Origin of the sequence: Streptomyces camponoticapitis, from assembly GCF_014646115.1 — a bacterium.
GTDB classification, from domain to species: Bacteria; Actinomycetota; Actinomycetes; order Streptomycetales; family Streptomycetaceae; genus Streptomyces; species Streptomyces camponoticapitis.
In genome coordinates this window covers 57,928-74,029 of the sequence record NZ_BMMV01000018.1, presented here as the reverse complement: position 1 = coordinate 74,029, position 16,102 = coordinate 57,928, and the positions used below count along the sequence as shown (strand labels likewise).

Annotated in this window: 14 protein-coding genes; 11 read left to right on the top strand and 3 right to left on the bottom strand. The window is 71.8% G+C overall.

All coding sequences use genetic code 11. The features are described 5' to 3' along the window. Positions 1–64: 64 nt before the first annotated feature. The 3 genes from IEY79_RS24910 to IEY79_RS24900 form a co-directional block, all read right to left on the bottom strand. Positions 65–1,330: a nucleotide sugar dehydrogenase gene (locus tag IEY79_RS24910; protein WP_189109824.1), complete on the bottom strand. Its 1,266-nt coding sequence runs from the start codon at positions 1,328–1,330 to the stop codon at positions 65–67. 101 nt (positions 1,331–1,431) lie between these two features. Further along, a complete protein-coding gene (locus IEY79_RS24905; RefSeq protein ID WP_189109823.1) occupies positions 1,432–2,613 on the bottom strand; it encodes a DegT/DnrJ/EryC1/StrS family aminotransferase in 1,182 nt (393 codons plus the stop codon). Next, positions 2,610–3,818 (bottom strand): DegT/DnrJ/EryC1/StrS family aminotransferase, encoded by a 1,209-nt coding sequence (locus tag IEY79_RS24900; protein WP_189109822.1) that lies wholly within the window; start codon positions 3,816–3,818, stop codon positions 2,610–2,612. The genes IEY79_RS24905 and IEY79_RS24900 overlap by 4 nt, the downstream gene beginning before the upstream one ends. Positions 3,819–4,131: 313 nt before the next feature. Between IEY79_RS24900 and IEY79_RS24895 the strand changes: the two genes are divergently transcribed. The 11 genes from IEY79_RS24895 to IEY79_RS24845 all read left to right on the top strand — a co-directional run bounded on the left by IEY79_RS24895 (position 4,132) and on the right by IEY79_RS24845 (position 15,829). Continuing rightward, positions 4,132–5,079: a 4-hydroxy-3-methylbut-2-enyl diphosphate reductase gene (locus IEY79_RS24895; protein ID WP_189109821.1), complete on the top strand. Its 948-nt coding sequence runs from the start codon at positions 4,132–4,134 to the stop codon at positions 5,077–5,079. A gap of 162 nt (positions 5,080–5,241) precedes the next feature. Further along, positions 5,242–6,309, top strand: coding sequence for a polyprenyl synthetase family protein (locus tag IEY79_RS24890; RefSeq protein WP_189109820.1), 1,068 nt, complete (start codon positions 5,242–5,244; stop codon positions 6,307–6,309). A 78-nt stretch (positions 6,310–6,387) separates the two neighbouring features. Continuing rightward, entirely contained in the window at positions 6,388–7,491 is a 1,104-nt protein-coding gene (locus tag IEY79_RS24885; RefSeq protein ID WP_189109819.1) for a Gfo/Idh/MocA family oxidoreductase, read from the top strand. Continuing rightward, the gene (locus IEY79_RS24880; protein ID WP_189109818.1) at positions 7,481–8,422 is read left to right on the top strand and encodes a sugar phosphate isomerase/epimerase family protein; all 942 of its coding nucleotides are present in this window, start codon (positions 7,481–7,483) and stop codon (positions 8,420–8,422) included. Before IEY79_RS24885 ends, IEY79_RS24880 begins: the two co-directional genes overlap by 11 nt. A gap of 56 nt (positions 8,423–8,478) precedes the next feature. Further along, on the top strand, positions 8,479–9,807 hold the full coding sequence (locus IEY79_RS24875) for a M20/M25/M40 family metallo-hydrolase (protein ID WP_189109817.1): 1,329 nt from the start codon (positions 8,479–8,481) through the stop codon (positions 9,805–9,807). Between the two features lie 3 nt (positions 9,808–9,810). Then, positions 9,811–10,935, top strand: coding sequence for an Ldh family oxidoreductase (locus IEY79_RS24870; protein WP_189109816.1), 1,125 nt, complete (start codon positions 9,811–9,813; stop codon positions 10,933–10,935). Between the two features lie 69 nt (positions 10,936–11,004). Then, positions 11,005–11,928, top strand: a complete 924-nt coding sequence (locus IEY79_RS24865; RefSeq protein WP_189109815.1) for a Gfo/Idh/MocA family protein — start codon at positions 11,005–11,007, stop codon at positions 11,926–11,928. Continuing rightward, positions 11,928–12,434, top strand: coding sequence for a DUF6917 domain-containing protein (locus IEY79_RS24860; protein WP_229701099.1), 507 nt, complete (start codon positions 11,928–11,930; stop codon positions 12,432–12,434). The genes IEY79_RS24865 and IEY79_RS24860 overlap by 1 nt, the downstream gene beginning before the upstream one ends. A gap of 50 nt (positions 12,435–12,484) precedes the next feature. Further along, on the top strand, positions 12,485–14,290 hold the full coding sequence (locus tag IEY79_RS24855) for a 1-deoxy-D-xylulose-5-phosphate synthase (protein ID WP_189109814.1): 1,806 nt from the start codon (positions 12,485–12,487) through the stop codon (positions 14,288–14,290). Beyond that, positions 14,287–15,444, top strand: coding sequence for a flavodoxin-dependent (E)-4-hydroxy-3-methylbut-2-enyl-diphosphate synthase (gene ispG / locus IEY79_RS24850; RefSeq protein ID WP_189109813.1), 1,158 nt, complete (start codon positions 14,287–14,289; stop codon positions 15,442–15,444). The genes IEY79_RS24855 and ispG overlap by 4 nt, the downstream gene beginning before the upstream one ends. Positions 15,445–15,616: 172 nt before the next feature. Next, positions 15,617–15,829 carry a DUF4287 domain-containing protein gene (locus IEY79_RS24845; RefSeq protein ID WP_189109812.1) on the top strand — a complete coding sequence of 71 codons (213 nt, stop codon included), beginning with the start codon at positions 15,617–15,619 and terminating at the stop codon, positions 15,827–15,829. The last annotated feature ends 273 nt before the right edge of the window (positions 15,830–16,102 follow it).

Genomic DNA, 16,102 nt, shown 5'->3' with positions numbered 1-16,102 from the left:
CGATCTCGGAGAGGCCCGCGGACCCGGCGGTCCCGGCGGTCTCGTCTCGTGGGGCTCGTACGTCTCAGAGGACTTCGACCGTGGGCCCGGTCTCCAGCCGGTGCCGGCAGTCGAGTACGAAGTCCGAGCCGCGGGCGACGAGTTCGTAGTCGAAGGCGTCGTGGTCGGTCAGCAGCACCACCGCGTCGGCCGCCGTCAGCTCCTCGGCGGAGAAGTCGCAGCGGACCAGCTTGCTGTCCACGGTCACCGCCTCGACGACGTACGGGTCCGCCGCGCGTACGTCGGCTCCCATGCCGAGCAGCAGCTCCGCCACGCGCAGCGCGGGCGACTCGCGCGCGTCGCCGGTGTTCGGCTTGTAGGCGAGGCCCAGAAGCAGGACGCGGGATCCCGCGAGCGGCTTGCGGCGGGCGTTGAAGGCGAGCAGCAGCCGCTGGACCACATGGTCGGGCATGTGCCCGTTGATCTCGTTGGCCAGCTCGACGAATTGGAAGCTGCGGCCGAGCGTCCGCCGTACCCGCCAGGACAGGTACTCCGGGTCGACCGGCAGACAGTGCCCGCCGACGCCGGGGCCGGGGGTGAAGCGCATGAAGCCGAAGGGCTTGGAGGCGGCGGCGTCGAGCGCCTCCCAGACGTCGACGCCGAGTTCGTGCGCGTACATCGCCATCTCGTTGACCAGCGCGATGTTGACGTGCCTGAAGGTGTTCTCGATCAGCTTGGACAGCTCGGCGACCTCGGTCGTGCGTACGGGCACGGTGGTGCTGGTGATGGTGTCGTAGAAGGCCTTCACCGCCACGAGTGATGCCGCGTCGATGCCGGACACCACCTTCGGGGTGTTCTCCAGGCGCCAGGTGGGGTTGCCGGGGTCGATGCGCTCAGGGCTGTAGCCGAGGTGGAAGTCGTCTCCCGCGACGAGGCCGGAGCCCTCCTCCAGCAGCGGGACGAGCAGTTCGACGGTGGTGCCGGGGTACGTGGTGGACTCCAGGACCACGGTCGTGCCGGGGCGCAGCCGGCCGGCCAGGGTGTGGGCGGCCGACTCGATGTAGGAGAGGTCGGGTGCGCCGTCCCGCAGCGGGGTGGGCACGGTGACCACGGCGATGTCGAAGCCGTCGAGGTCGGACGGGTCGGTGGTGGGCAGGTAGGAGCCCTGGTCGAGCAGGACGGTGAGCTGTTCGCCGGGGATGTCCTCGACGTAGGACTCACCGGTCATGAGCCGTTTGACGCGGTCGGTGTCCACGTCGTAGCCGACCACTTGATGGCCGGCCAGCGCGGCTCGGACTGCCAGTGGCAGGCCCACGTACCCCTGCCCGACAACGACGACCTTGCTTTTCACGGTTTCTCCCGTCGGAAGAAGTGGGTCAGGTGGTTGATGAGGGGTGATTGGTGAGGGGTGGGTCGGTCGGTGAGCTGATTCCGCTGTGCGTGGCGCGGCCGTCAGTCGAAGAACGCGCCGACCACATCGGCCGTACGCGCGACTTGACGGTCCGTCAGATTCAGGTGGAGCGGCAGCGCGAGGTGCCGCGCGCTCGCGAGTTCGGCGCCGGGACGCCGTGCTCGCGCGCCCTCCCCCGCGTAAGCGGCGAAGGCGGCAAGTCGTGGCAGCGGGACGGGGTAGTAGACGCGGCTGCCGATGCCGTGCGCGGCGAGGTGCGCGGCCAGCGAGTCCCGGCAGACGGTCTGTACGGCGTAGACGTAGTGGCACCGGCCGTCGGCGCCCGGTGCGGGCGCGAGCAGCCCGCGCTCGCGCAGCGCGGCGAAGCGCGCGTTGTACTGCTCGGCGATGGCGGCGCGCCGGGCGACCATGCCGTCCGCGCGGTGCAGCCGGGCGAGCTGGAAGCCGGCGAGCACCTCGTCGAAGCGGCTGTTGTACCCGACCTCGTGGTGCACGAAGCGCCGCACCCCGTCCTGGCCGTGGTTGCGCAACCGCCGCACGAGCGAGGCCAGTTCGGCGTCGTCGGAGAGGACGACCGCGCCTTCGCCCGGCATCCCGAACGGCTTGACCGGGAAGAACGAGTAGAGCCCCACGTCCCCCCAGGTACCGGCCGCCCGGCCGCCCAGGGTCGCGCCCTGGGCCACCGCCGCGTCCTCGACGACCGCGATCCCGCGTCGCCGCGCGAAGGCCAGGATCGCGGGCATGTCGGCCATCGCCGTGAAGGTGTGCGCGGGAACGACGGCGCGGGTGCGCTCCGTCACGCGGCTCTCCGCGTCGGCCGGGTCCATGACCATCGTCACCGGATCGACGTCGGCGAAGACCGGCACGGCGCCGAGACCGAGCACCGTCGCGGCCAGCGGCTCGGCGCCGAAGGCGGGCACGATCACCTCGTCGCCCGGGGCGACGCCGACGGCGCGCAGGGCGAGGGTCAGCGCGCCGGTCCCGCTGGCGCAGGCGACGGCGTCGCACACGCCCGCGCGGTCGGCCAGCCGCCGCTCCAGTTCGGCGGTGCGGCGGCCGAGGATGAACTTCTGCTCGGGGTCGGTGCCGACCTCGTACAGCACCTCGCGCAGCAGCTCGCGCTCGGCGTCGGGGAGCCGGGTGTGCGCGTAGGGGACGGCGGTGTCGTCGGAGGCGGGGGCGGTGGACCGGGCCGGGGCGGGCCGGGCAGTCTCGGTGGTCATGACGTACTCCCGGTGAAGAAGGACCGGACCGCGTCGCACACCTGGCCGAGCTGGGCGAGGGTCAGCTCCGGATACAGGGGCAGGGCGACGGTGCGCCCACTGGCCGCCTCGGCGTGCGGGAAGTCCCCCTCGCGGTGGCCGAGACGGGCGAAGCACGGCTGGAGATGCAGCGGCAGCGGGTAGTACGTCTCGGTGCCGATACCGGCCGCCGCGAGGTACCAGACGAGGGCGTCACGCCGGTCGGTCTCGATCAGATAGACGTAGAAGACGGGATCCACCGGCTCGCCGCGGTCCACGACCGTAGGGAGCCGGCGGACACCGGGGATGTCGCGCAACCGGCGGGTGTACGCGTCGGCGAGCACGGCGCGGCGGCGGATGTCGTCGTCCAGCGTGGTCAGTCTGGTCAGCAGGGCGGCGGCCTGGAGCTCGTCCATCTTGCTGTTGGTGCCGGCCAGTTCACCCTGCCGCGCGTACTCCGCGCGGGGCACGGGTGCGGCGGGCGGCGCCTGCGGTGCGGGCAGCGCGGGCCGGCCGTGGTCGCGCAGCCGCTGGACGGCGCCGGCGAGGGCGTCGTCGTCGGTCAGCACCATGCCCGCGTCACCGAGCGCGCCCAGCGTCTTGGTGGGGAAGAACGACAGCACGCCGCCCGCCCCGATCAGGCCGGTGTGGCGGCCGTTCAGCCGCATCCCGATGCCCTCGGCGCTGTCCTCCAGGACGAGCAGACCGTGCCGCTCTGCCATGGCGAGCAGCGGCGTCATGTCGGCGGGCTGGCAGAACAGGTGCACCGGCATGACGGCCTTGGTGCGCGGCGTGACCGCCGCTTCGAGGACGGCCGGGTCGAGGTTGTAGGTGAGCGGGTCGATGTCGACGAACACCGGGACCGCCCCGGCCAGCGCCACCGAACTGGCGGACGCGAAGAAGCTGAAGGCCGGCACGATCACCTCGTCGCCGGGTCCGATCCCCGCCGCGCGCAGCAGCAGGACGAGCGCGTCGGTGCCGTTGCCGACGGCGATCGCGTGCCGCGCACCGGTGTAGACGCGCAGGGCGGCCTCCAGCTCGGCCGTCTTCGGCCCGTTGGAGTACGTCCCCGACTCGCACACCTCGTCGAGATACGCGCTCAGGCGGGGCCACAGCCGCTCGAAGGATTCCGCCTGTGTGAAGAACGGGACGGTGCTCGCCGGGGCCGGCATCGCCTTGCTGTCCATTTCACTCCAGTCGTCTGGCGGTTGGCAGTCCGGCGGAACTCGGTGGTTATCGACAGTTCCCCGCAGTTCACCGCGGTGCGATTCGTGAACGCTTGTTACGTCCGACAGAACGTAGACCGCACGCCGACACCCCTTCGATAGCAATCACCCGGCAACTCATTGACAAATCCAGGTGAAGTCACAGGCAAGCGCGTGCAGGACCCTGCCTATTACCCGGGTGCTCACTTATTGCCGGTCCGGAAAACCTTGACTTGCCTCTGCGGTGTGAAGGACGGTGAAGCCCAATTCCACGGACCGACAGGAGTTTCCAGTCGTGACCGACAAGAAAGTGATCCTCGCCGAACCACGCGGATTCTGTGCGGGGGTACGCCGGGCGATAGAAATCGTCGAGAAGGCATTGGAGGTGCACGGCGCTCCCGTCTATGTGAGGAAGGAGATCGTGCACAACCACTACGTGGTGGGGGTGCTGAAACGACGCGGTGCGATCTTCGTGGACTCCGAGGCGGACGTACCGCCGGGCGCGGTCTGTGTCTTCTCCGCGCACGGAGTGGCCCCGGCGGTCCGCGAGAACGCGAAATCCCGCCGGCTCGACACCATCGACGCGACCTGCCCGCTGGTGTCGAAGGTCCACCAGGAGGCACGGCGCTACGCCCGCGACGGCCGCACCCTGCTGCTGGTGGGCCACGCCGACCACGAGGAGGTCGAGGGCACGTACGGCGAGGCCCCCGACCGTACGGTGATCGTGGAGAGCGTCGAGAGCGCGCGGGAGCTCGACCTGCCCCGCGACACCCCGGTGGCGGTGCTCACCCAGACCACGCTCTCGATGGACGAGACCGAGGGCATCGTCGCCGCCCTGGGCGAGCGCTTCGACGATCTGCGCAGCCCGGCGGACGGCGACATCTGCTACGCGAGCACCAACCGGCAGGTCGCGGTGAAGGAGATCGCCGTACGCAGCGATCTCGTCCTGGTCGTCGGGTCCCGCAACTCCAGCAACTCGGTGCGGATGGTGGAGGTGGCCCTCCTCGAAGGGACCGCCGCCTATCTGGTGCCGGACGTCACGGAGCTCGACACGAGCTGGCTGGAGGGGGTGCGGACGATCGGTGTGAGCGCCGGCGCCAGCGCGCCCGAGCTGCTCGTCGACCAACTGCTGGAGCGCCTCGACCAGTTGGGCTACCACGACGTGGAGCTGTCCGTCACCACCAAGGAGGACGTCGTCTTCCAGCTGCCGTCGGGCCTCAACCAGGCGCGTCCGTCCGCCTGACCCGTCCGGACACGGGGCAGCAGCCGGATCCACCGGAATCGCGCCGCGTACGAACCGGAGCCGGCGCCGCGAGCCCGGGGCCCCGGGCCTCGGAGCCGTACGCCCGAAAGGCACGGGCCCGTCCCAAGGACCAGATCCGCCGACACGACAGGAGAAACGCTCATGACCGTCTCACCGCCCGCACCGGCCGTCGGACACCTCGGGGGCCTCGCCGCGCAGTCCCGCGCGGCCGTCCTGGACCGCACCGAGGAGCGGCTCGACGCCCTGCTCGGCGCGGAGCGCTCCCGGTGGGCGGCGGTCGACCCGCGGGCCGCGGTCCCCGTCGACGCCATCGGCGAGCTGATCCGCGCCGGCGGCAAACGGCTGCGGCCCGCGTTCTGCGCGGCCGGATTCCTCGCGGCGGGCGGCGAGTTGTCCGACCCCCGCGTGGTGGACGCGGCGGCGGCCATCGAGATGCTGCACGCGTTCGCGCTGATCCACGACGACGTCATCGACGACTCCGACCTGCGCCGTGGCGCGCCCACCGTGCATGTCCGGCACATCGAGCGGCACCGGGCACGGGGCTGGCAGGGTGAGGCCCGCCGGTACGGCGAGGGCATCGCCGTACTCGCGGGCGACCTGGCCTTCTCGTACGCGGGGCAGCTCATCCAGGAGCTGCCCGCCGGGGCCAGGCTGGTCTGGGGCCGGCTCGTCAGCGAGATGATCATCGGCCAGCATCTCGATGTCACCGTGGCGGCCGAGTCCCTCCCGGACCCGAAGCTCGCCCGGTACATCGCCAACGCCAAGTCCGGCCACTACAGCATCCACCGTCCGCTGGAACTCGGCGCGGCCATCGCGGGCGACTCCACGTCGGCCGCCGCCTTCGAGGCGTACGGCACCGCGCTCGGCGAGGCGTTCCAGCTGCGGGACGACCTCATCGACACCTACGGCGACGCCGAGGCGGTCGGCAAGCCCGTCGGTCTCGACGCCGAACAGCACAAGATGACGCTGCTGGTGAGCCTCGCGGCGCTGCGCGACGCCCGCGTCGGGGAGCTGGTCCAGGCCGCCGAGTGGGACGGCGCGGCCCTCGCCGAGGCGCTGACGAGCAGTGGCGTACGCGCCGAAGTGGGGCGCCGTATCGACGAGTTGGTGGTCCAGGCGCACGACGCGCTGTCGGCCGCCCCCATCAGCGAGGAGTGGAAGCGCGAACTCGCCGACATGGCCACGTCCGTGGCCTACCGGGACCACTGATCCGGGCCCGCTGCCTCCCGGCGGGACGACGCCACTTCTGAACACGCCCTGGATCTCCTCAAGAGCGAAGGTCACGTCATGCTGAACACGTTCATCGTCGGCGGCGGGCGAGCCGGCCTCGGACTGCACTGGCCGGTGCTGCGCAAACTGCGCGCCCTGCCGGACCCGTCCGGCCTGTGGTCGCCTGACCCGCCGGTGGTCTGGGACGTCCAGGACATCCGCGAACAGGCCCTGGCCGAGGGGCTCGTACCGGCCGACTCGCCGGCCCACGCCGCCACGCTCGCGGACCCCGAGACCACGGTCGTCCATCTCTGCACCCCGCCGGCCGACCGGTTCAGCACGCTCCAGCGGCTGGCCGACCTCGGCTACACCCGCATCGTGGTGGAGAAGCCGATGGCCGTCGGCATCGCGGGTATGGAGGCCATCGACATGCTGGCGCGGGTGCGGGGTCTGCGGCTGCGGGTCGTCTCCCCGTGGCTGGCCAGCTCGCTCACCCGGGAGCTGGGGGCGCTGACGCGGTACGGCGCGCTGGGCGAGCTGCGCTCGATGACCTTCACCCAGTTCAAGCCGCGGTGGACGCGCACCCTGCGCTCCGACAACCACACCACCGCCTTCGACGTCGAGCTGCCGCACTCCCTCGGTGTCGCCCTGCTGCTCGCGGGGGACGCCCGGGTCGTGGACGCCGAACTGACGGACATGCGGATCGGCGACACGGTCATCCCCGACATGGGCAGCGCCCGGCTGGCGCTCAGGCACCACAACGGCGTCACCACGGAGATCGTCTCCGACCTCGCCTCGCCCGTCCGGGAGCGCCGGATCGGGCTGCGGTTCGACACCGGTCATGTCGTCGGCCACTACCCGATCAGCGACGCCGACCACCACGCCACCCTGACCGTCCACGACGACGCGGTCGGCGGCACGGCGACTCCCCGGCTCCTCTTCGACGACGCGCTCACCAGCTATGTCGACCAGGCCTATCGCGACTACCGGGCGGACGCGGACCGGTCGGGCGGCTCGGCCGGCTGGGACGACTACGCGATCGCCCGAAGGGTGGTCCAACTGCTCCAGGACGCCTGCCTGTTGGCCACCAGGCGGCAGGACCGCGCGGACTCGCCGGCCGCCCGCCCGCCGCTGACCGGCGTCTCCACCGCGCTCGGGGGCGGGGCCGGGCATGACGGCTGACGACAGGGCGGCGGTGGGCCGGCCCACCGGCATCGGCCCGTCCGAGGGGCGGCTCCCCGGCTTCCGGCCCCACGGCGATCGGCCCAACGGCATCCGGCTCAGCGGGATCGGCGACGAGGCCGCGCCCGGTCTCGACCGCCAGATCGAGGCGGTGCGACGGCTCGGCTGGGACAGCATCGAGCTGCGCTCGGTCGACGGCGTCCCGCTCGCCGATCTCGACGACGCGGCGTTCGACCGGGTGGCCGGCCGAGTCGCCGACGCCGGTCTCGGGGTCTCCTGCGTCGACTCCCGGATCGGCAACTGGGCCCGTACGGTCGTCTCCCCGTTCGCCGACGACCTGACCGAGCTGGACCGGCTCGCCGGCCGGTGCGACCGGCTCGGCACCCGCCTGGTGCGCATCATGTCGTACCCCAACGCCGGTCTCTCCGAAGGCGATTGGGAGCGCGAGGTGCTCAACCGGGTGCGGCGGCTCGCGGCCCGCGCCGAGGACACGGGGCTGGTGCTGGTGCACGAGAACTGCGCGGGCTGGGCCGCCACCGACCCGGCCCGCATGCTGCGCCTCCTGGAGGCGGCCGGCAGCCCCGCGCTACGGCTGCTCTTCGACGTCGGCAACGGCATCGCGTACGGCTACGAGGCGTACGACCTGCTCCCGCACATCGCGCCGTACGTCGCCCATGTGCATGTGAAGGACGGTACGGGCGACACGAACGCGCAGTTCTACTCGCTCCCCGGCGACGGGGACTGCCGGGTCGCGGACTCGCTGCGGCTGCTGTACGGCCAGGGCTACTCCGGCGCCGTCTCGATCGAGCCGCACATCAACATCCGTCCGCACGAGGGGTGGTCGGACCCGTCCGGGGACTACGTGGACGAGTTCGTGGCGTACGGGCAGCGCCTCGAAAAGCTCGTGCACGAGCCGGCCGGAGGCAACTGACCGCCGCACCGCCCGAACACCACGACCAGCTCAGGAATCACGAGGGGAGGACCCGGATGACCTACGCCCAGCGACCCCGCCAGATCAGCCCGTGCCCCGCCGTCGGGCTGACCGACTCCGACCGGGAACTGCTCCTGCACCTGCTCGCCCTGCGCACCGCGGGCCCTCTGGAGACCGGCGGCGCGGAGCCGGTGGAGCTCTGGGAGGCGCAGAGCGCGTACGCGGACGCGGCGGCCAAACTCGGCTTCCGGGTCGTCCACCACGCCCCCGCCGGGCCCGACGCGCTCACCGGCGCGGATGTACCGCAGGCGGTGCGCCAGGCCGCCGACACGATGCCCGGCTTCCTCGACCGCCAGCCGAACATGGTCCTGCGGCTCGGCCCCGAACTGCCCCGCGCCGCCACGGTGATGTTCAACGTGCACCTGGACACCGTCGCGGGCGGCGGCCCCGTCTCCTTCGGCGGATCGCGGTTCCACGGCCGGGGTTCCATCGACGCCAAGGGCCCCGCCGTCGGACTGCTCGCCGGGCTGCGGGCCGCCCTCGGAGCCTCCCCCGCCCTCGGCACCGAGGTGGGCGTGCTGATCCAGCTCGTCGCGGGCGAAGAGGGCGGCGCCATGGGCGTGTTCGGCACCAAGCCGCTGGTCGAGCAGGGGTACGTGGGACGGCTCAACGTGTTCTGCGAGCCGACGGGCTCTCGCGTACTGAGCAGGGCCACCGCCTCCATGACCGCCCGCCTGCGCGTCGACGGCCGCGACGGCATCGACGACGAGCCGGGCGCGGGCCACAACGCCACGGTGCTCCTGGGCTATCTCGCCCAGCACCTCGCCACGGAACTGCCCCCGTACGCCGTCGACGGACAGGTCTGCGTCGCCGGCCTGAACACCGGCTCGATGCACAACAAGGTCTACGGCACCGGGCAGTTGCTGATCAATCTGTCGTACGGCTCCGAGGACACGGGCCGCAAGCTGGAAGCCGCGGTGGACGACGTGCTGCGGACCGGGGTGGAGCGGTTCCGCGAACGCTTCGCCGACAGCCCGACCTTCGCCACCACGGCCCGCGACGCCGCGCGCGTGACCCATCTGGACTGGCTCAAGCGCGGACTGCCCGCGCTGTACGGCGACGACGCGTGGGTCGGGGAGCTGCTGCTCGACCGGGCCGGGCTCGCCCCCTGGCCCGCCGATCTGCCCGCCTTCACCTGCGACGCGATCTGGCTGGCCGGCCTGCCCGGCACCTCGACCGTGGTCTTCGGCCCCGGCGACCTCGGCGCGAACCAGGCCCACGCCGAGGGGGAGTTCGCCGACCTCGCCGACCTCGACCAATACGCGCGGCACATCGCGCGCCTGCTCATCGCCTTCGCACGCGACCGGCTCGACCAGGGGAACTGACCTATGACGACGACCACTGCCACCACCACCTCCATACGGGTCGGCCACACCGGGCTGGTGGAGTTCACCGCCGCCGTGTTCCGGCACCACGGTCTGCCCGTCGAGCGGGCCCTGACCGCCGCGCACGCCCTGGTCCACGGCGACCTGACCGGCATCACCTCGCACGGCCTGACCAACCTCACCCGCCTCTATCTGAAGCTCTTCGAGGACGGCCGCTGCGACCCCGCCGCCGAGCCCGAGGTGCTGGCCGACCGGGGCGCGGCCGTGCTGCTCGACGCCCACCGCGCGCTCGGCCTCTGGTCGGCGAGCGAGGCCGTGGACCTGGCGGCGGAACGCGCCCTCCGGTACGGCGTCGGGCTCGTCTCCGTACGCGACGCCACGCACCTGGGCTGCGCGGGCGCGCACGCCAAGCGCGCGGCGGACCGCGGGATGATCTGTCTGCTGGTCTCCAACTGCGGTCAGCAGCGCATCATCCGGCCGCCCGGCGGGGTGGCCGCCCTGCTCGGCACCAACCCGCTCGCGTTCGCCGCGCCCGCCGGTCCGCGCCCGCCGCTCGTGCTCGACATGAGCACCACCGTCGTCCCGACCGGGCGCGTCCGGGCCGCGGCACGGGCGGGAGAGCCGATCCCGGAGGGCTGGCTGGAGGACGGGGACGGCCGCCCGGTGACCGACCCCCACGCGCTGGACCGGGGCGACGGCTATCTGAAGTGGCTGGGCGGTGATCCGGCCACCGGCGCGTTCAAGGGATACGGGCTCGGGCTGCTGGTCGAAGTCCTCGGCGCGGTCCTGCCGGGCGCCGGGCTCGGTCCCGCGCCCGAGGCATGGACGGGCGGGGGCGGCCCCAGCGGCCAGGACGACAACATCGGGTTCACCGTGCTGGTCGTGGCACCGGCGGAGCTGCGTCCCCGGGAGGACTTCGAGGCGCAGACGGCGGGGATGTTCGACGCGCTGACCGGCTCCCCCGCCCTGCACGAGGACCGACCGGTGCGCTACCCGGGCTGGTTCGAGGCAGAGCGCGCCACGGAGCACGGAAAGAGCGGAGTACCGCTGTCGGCCGCCCTGTTCGAGGAGCTGGTGGCGGTGGCGGCGGAACGGGGCCTGCCGGCGCCGACGGCGCTGGAGCGGTGACCGGCTGACGTACGTACACCCCCCGCAAACCCCTGGCATCGCCGAGCGTTTCCAAGGAGGACACACACAATGAAACCCCTGCGGACAGGCGTGGTGGGGCTCGGGGTCATCTCCCGGTTCTACCTCGACGCCTTCCCCGGCCTGCCCACGCTCGACCTGGTCGCGGTCTGCGACCTGCGCGAGGAGGCGCTGGCCCCGCATCGCGCGGCCGGGCTGCCCAGCTACCGGGACCACCGGCGGATGCTGGCCGAGGCCGGACTCGACGCGATCGTGGTCAACGTGCCCAACGACGCGCACGCGGCTGTCTGCCGCGACGCGCTCGACGCGGGTGTCGCGGTCTGCGTGGAGAAGCCGCTCGCGCTGGACCTGGCGGAGGGCCGCGCGCTGACCGAACTGGCGTTGGGCGGCGGGGCGGTGCTGTTCACCGCGTTCCACCGGCGCTACAACGACAACGTGCTCGGGCTGCTGCGTTCGCTGCCCGGCCCGGCGGCCGTGGAGTCGGTGACGGTCCGCTACCTGGAGAAGATCGAGGAGCACGTCGGCCAGGACCGGTGGTACCTCGACCCGGACCGCTGCGGCGGCGGCTGTGTCGCCGACAACGGCCCCAACGCCTTCGACGTGGTGCGGCTGTTCCTCGGCGAGCTGACGGTCGAGTCCGCCGAGGTCGTACGCGACGAAGCGGGCGTCGACCGGCAGGCGCGGGTGGGGCTGCGCTCCGCCGCCGGGGTGCCGGCCACGGTGGAGCTGGACTGGTCGTATCCGCGCGGCGAGGCGAAGGACGTCACCGTACGGCTGAAGGACGGCACCGAGCACCACGCCGACATGCTCGCCGGACACCACGCGTTCAAGAGCTCGCTGAAGCATGAATACGTGGGTGTGCTCCGGGAGTTCGAGGAGGCGATACGGAGCGGCACGGACGCCTCCCGCGCCGGGCTGGCGATGCTGGAGCTGGTCGACGCGACGTACGGCACGGAGCGGGCGGAGGTGGTCTGATGCCGAACAGAACGGCGGACGGCCCCCCGGCCTCCGCAGGGACGGCGGACAGCCCCCGGGCCCTCGCGCCGAGCCCGGAGAACGGCGCCAAACGCACGGTCACCGCCGAGGTGGTCAAGGTGCTGCTGCACCGCCGCGCGGACCGCGGGATGCGCATGGAGGAATTCGCCTCCCGCTGCGTACGCCAAGGCGAACTGCACGAACTTGTCACCACCGATCAGCTGGAGACCGAGGAGGGCGCCCGTATCGACCGGGTGGGCTTCCTCGGATTCGTGGAGATCTCGGTGGCCGGGGTGCTGGACCGGGGCGACATCGTCCTCGTCGACGGGGTGCCCATGGGCACCCTCCTGGGCTTCGACGCCTGCCACTTCCCCAACCACTACAACGTACTGATCCACACCGCCTGGACGCTCACCGGTCCCGAGGCCGGGCTGCGGCCCGGCTCGCAGGTCAGCTTCCGCCCGCCGCCGTCCACGGACGGCGACCAGGGCCCGGGCCGGCCGTGACGGATCCGTACCACCGTCGCACGGACACGTCGGACATGGAGGATTCAGTCATGGCACTGCTCGACGAGATCGCGGCTCCCCGCGACCTCCGCGGACTCTCACACCCACAGCTTGACCAACTGTCATCGGAAATAAGGGAGTTGATGATCGAAGCGGTGTGCCGCTCCGGCGGCCACCTCGGGCCCAACCTCGGCGTGGTCGAGCTGACCATCGCGCTGCACCGGGTCTTCGACTCGCCCAGGGACACACTGCTCTGGGACATCGGCCACCAGACGTACGTCCAGAAACTGCTGACCGGCCGGCGCGCCGCGTTCGGCGGTCTGCGGACGCGCGACGGCCTGTCCGGTTACGCCTCGCGCGCCGAGTCGGAGCACGACGTGATCGAGAACTCGCACGCGTCCACGGTGCTCGGCTACGCGGACGGGCTCGCCCGCGCCCGGGAGCTGAGCGGCGAGACGGACCGCGCGGTGGTCGCCGTCATCGGGGACGGGTCACTGACCGGCGGCCTCGCCTGGGAGGGACTGAACAACCTGGGCGGCGCGCCGCGGCGGCCGGTGATCGTGGTCCTGAACGACAACGAGCGCTCCTACGCGCCGACCGTGGGCGGCCTCGCGGCGCACCTCGGGCGGCTGCGGGCGGCGAAGGACGACGGCGGGACGCCCGGCGGGAACGTGTTCGAGGAGTTCGGGTTCGGCTACGTCGGTCCTGTCGACGGGCACGACATCGCCGCCGTCGAGGACGCGTTGGGCCGCGCGAGGGCCCTGGGCGGACCGGTCGTCGTGCATGTCGTGACGGAGAAGGGGCGCGGCTGGGAGACGGCCGAGACGAACGAGCTGGACCGGTGCCATGTCGTACGGGCGACGCCGACGTCGGCGCCCGCTCCCGGCGCCGCTCCCGCCTGGACGTCGGTCTTCTCCGACGAGATGGTACGGATCGGGGCGGCACGTTCCGATGTCGTGGCGATCACGGCGGCGATGGCGGAACCGGTCGGACTGCTGGAGTTCCAGCGGGAGTTCCCCGCGCGTACGGTCGACGTGGGGATCGCCGAGCAGCACGCCGCGGCGGCCGCCGCCGGCCTGGTGCTCGGCGGGATGCACCCGGTGCTGGCCATCTACGCCACCTTCGGCAACCGCATGATCGACCAGATGGTCACCGACATCGCCCTGCACAACGCCCCCGTCACACTGGTGATGGACCGCGCGGGCGTGACCGGCGACGACGGCGCCAGCCACAACGGCATGTGGGACCTGACGCTCTTCCAGGCCGTACCCGGAATCCGTATCGCCGCGCCGCGCGACGGTACGCGACTGCGTGAACTGCTCCGCGAGGCGGTCTCCTGGGACCAGGGGCCGACGGTGCTCCGTTTCCCCAAGGGGTCCACCGGAGCGGACATGCCCGCCATCGACACGACCGACGGCTTCGACGTGCTCCACAACGCGCCCGGCCGCGATCTGCTGATCGTCTCGGTGGGCCCGATGGCGCGGCTCGCGCTGGAGGTCGCCGAGCGGCTCGGCGACGCGGGCATCGGGGCGACGGTGGTCGACCCGCGCTGGATCGCGCCGGTCAACCCCACGCTCGTGAAGGCCGCCGCGTACTTCAAGCAGGTGATCACCATCGAGGACAGCGGACGGGTCGGCGGCGTGGGCGCCGCGTTCGCGCAGGCCCTGGGAGACGCCGGAATCGGCACGCCGGTACGGAACTTCGGGCTGCCGCGCGAGTTCCTGGACCACGGCTCGCGCGCCCAGGTCCTCGCCCACTGCGGGCTGACCGCCGACGCCGTCACCGCGGAGGTACTCGCCCGGACGCCCTCGGCGTCAGCCGTATCCGGTATCTCTGGAAGGACACTCACCTCATGACCGCCATCGCGCTTGGCATGCCGGATGTTCCGACGAAGCTCGCCGACCGGAGGGTCAGCCGACAGATCCAGGTCGGTTCGGTGGCTGTCGGTGGGGATGCGCCGGTTTCGGTGCAGTCGATGACGACGACGCGTACGTCGGACATCGGGGCGACGTTGCAGCAGATCGCCGAGCTGACGGCGTCGGGGTGTCAGATCGTGCGGGTGGCGTGCCCGACGCAGGACGACGCGGACGCGCTGGCGACGATCGCGCGGAAGTCGCAGATCCCGGTGATCGCGGACATTCACTTCCAGCCGAAGTATGTCTTCGCGGCGATCGACGCGGGGTGTGCGGCGGTGCGGGTGAACCCGGGGAACATCAAGCAGTTCGACGACAAGGTCAAGGAGATCGCGCAGGCGGCGTCCGGGGCCGGCATTCCGATCCGTATCGGCGTGAACGCGGGGTCGCTGGACGCGCGGTTGCTGAGGAAGTACGGGAAGGCGACGCCGGAAGCGCTGGTGGAATCCGCCCTGTGGGAGGCGTCGCTCTTCGAGGAGCACGGCTTCCGGGACATCAAGATCTCGGTGAAGCACAACGATCCGGTGGTGATGGTCAACGCCTACCGTCAGTTGGCGGCCCGGAGTGACTACCCGCTGCATCTCGGGGTGACGGAGGCCGGTCCGGCGTTCCAGGGGACGATCAAGTCGGCGGTCGCGTTCGGGGCGCTGCTCAGCGAGGGCATCGGGGACACGATCCGGGTCTCTCTCTCGGCGCCGCCCGCCGAGGAGGTCAAGGTCGGCCTGCAGATCCTGGAGGCGCTCAATCTCAAGCAGCGCCGTCTGGAGATCGTCTCCTGCCCGTCCTGCGGCCGCGCCCAGGTGGACGTCTACAAACTGGCGGACCAGGTGAGCGCGGGTCTGGACGGCATGGAGGTGCCGCTGCGGGTGGCGGTGATGGGCTGCGTCGTGAACGGTCCGGGTGAGGCCCGGGAGGCGGACCTGGGTGTGGCGTCGGGCAACGGCAAGGGCCAGATCTTCGTGAAGGGCCAGGTCATCAAGACGGTGCCCGAGTCGAAGATCGTCGAGACCCTGATCGAGGAGGCGATGAAGATCGCCGAGGAGATGGAACGCGACGGCGTCCCCTCCGGCGAACCGCTGGTCGTGGCGGGGGCCTGAGCGGGTCCTCGATCGCCGGGCGGGTCGCGTATGCGGGCCTCCCGGCGGTCGAGGGATCGCCAGTGGCGCAGCTCACTCCCGGCCGGCCGATTACTTCGCCGGCCGCCTCCGGTCGTACAGGCAGATGGAACACCCCAAGATCTTTCCGCACCAATGGATGGGAACTGCCGCCATGACTGACACCGTGAAGGGCCCTGCCAGCTACTTCCCCTCGATCGAGAAGAAGCACGGCCGCCCGATCGCGGAGTGGAAGGAGATCATCCGCTCCTCGCCCCTGACGAAGCACATGGAACTCGTCTCCCTGCTCAAAACGGAACACGGCCTGGGCCACGGCCACGCCAACGCCCTCGTCGCCCACACCCTCGCCGAGCCCAACCCGAAGTAGCCGCCCCACGCCGCTACCACCCGTGCTCACCCAGAGCACCCGAGCCTGACCGGGACAGCGCCGGAGCGGCGCCTGTGGTCTCGCGGACGAGTGTTGTGTAGTCGGGGTGCGCATCATCGGGCGATGTGGTCATGGAATCTCCGAGGTGGAGGAGGCCGGTGACGCTGAGGTCTCCTGTGGCTCAGGACCGCATGCCCCGCCCGCCCCTCGTCGTCCGGACCCGCCTGCCGCAGCTCCGGAGACGTACTGCCACACCCTGCGCGGCAACCGCTG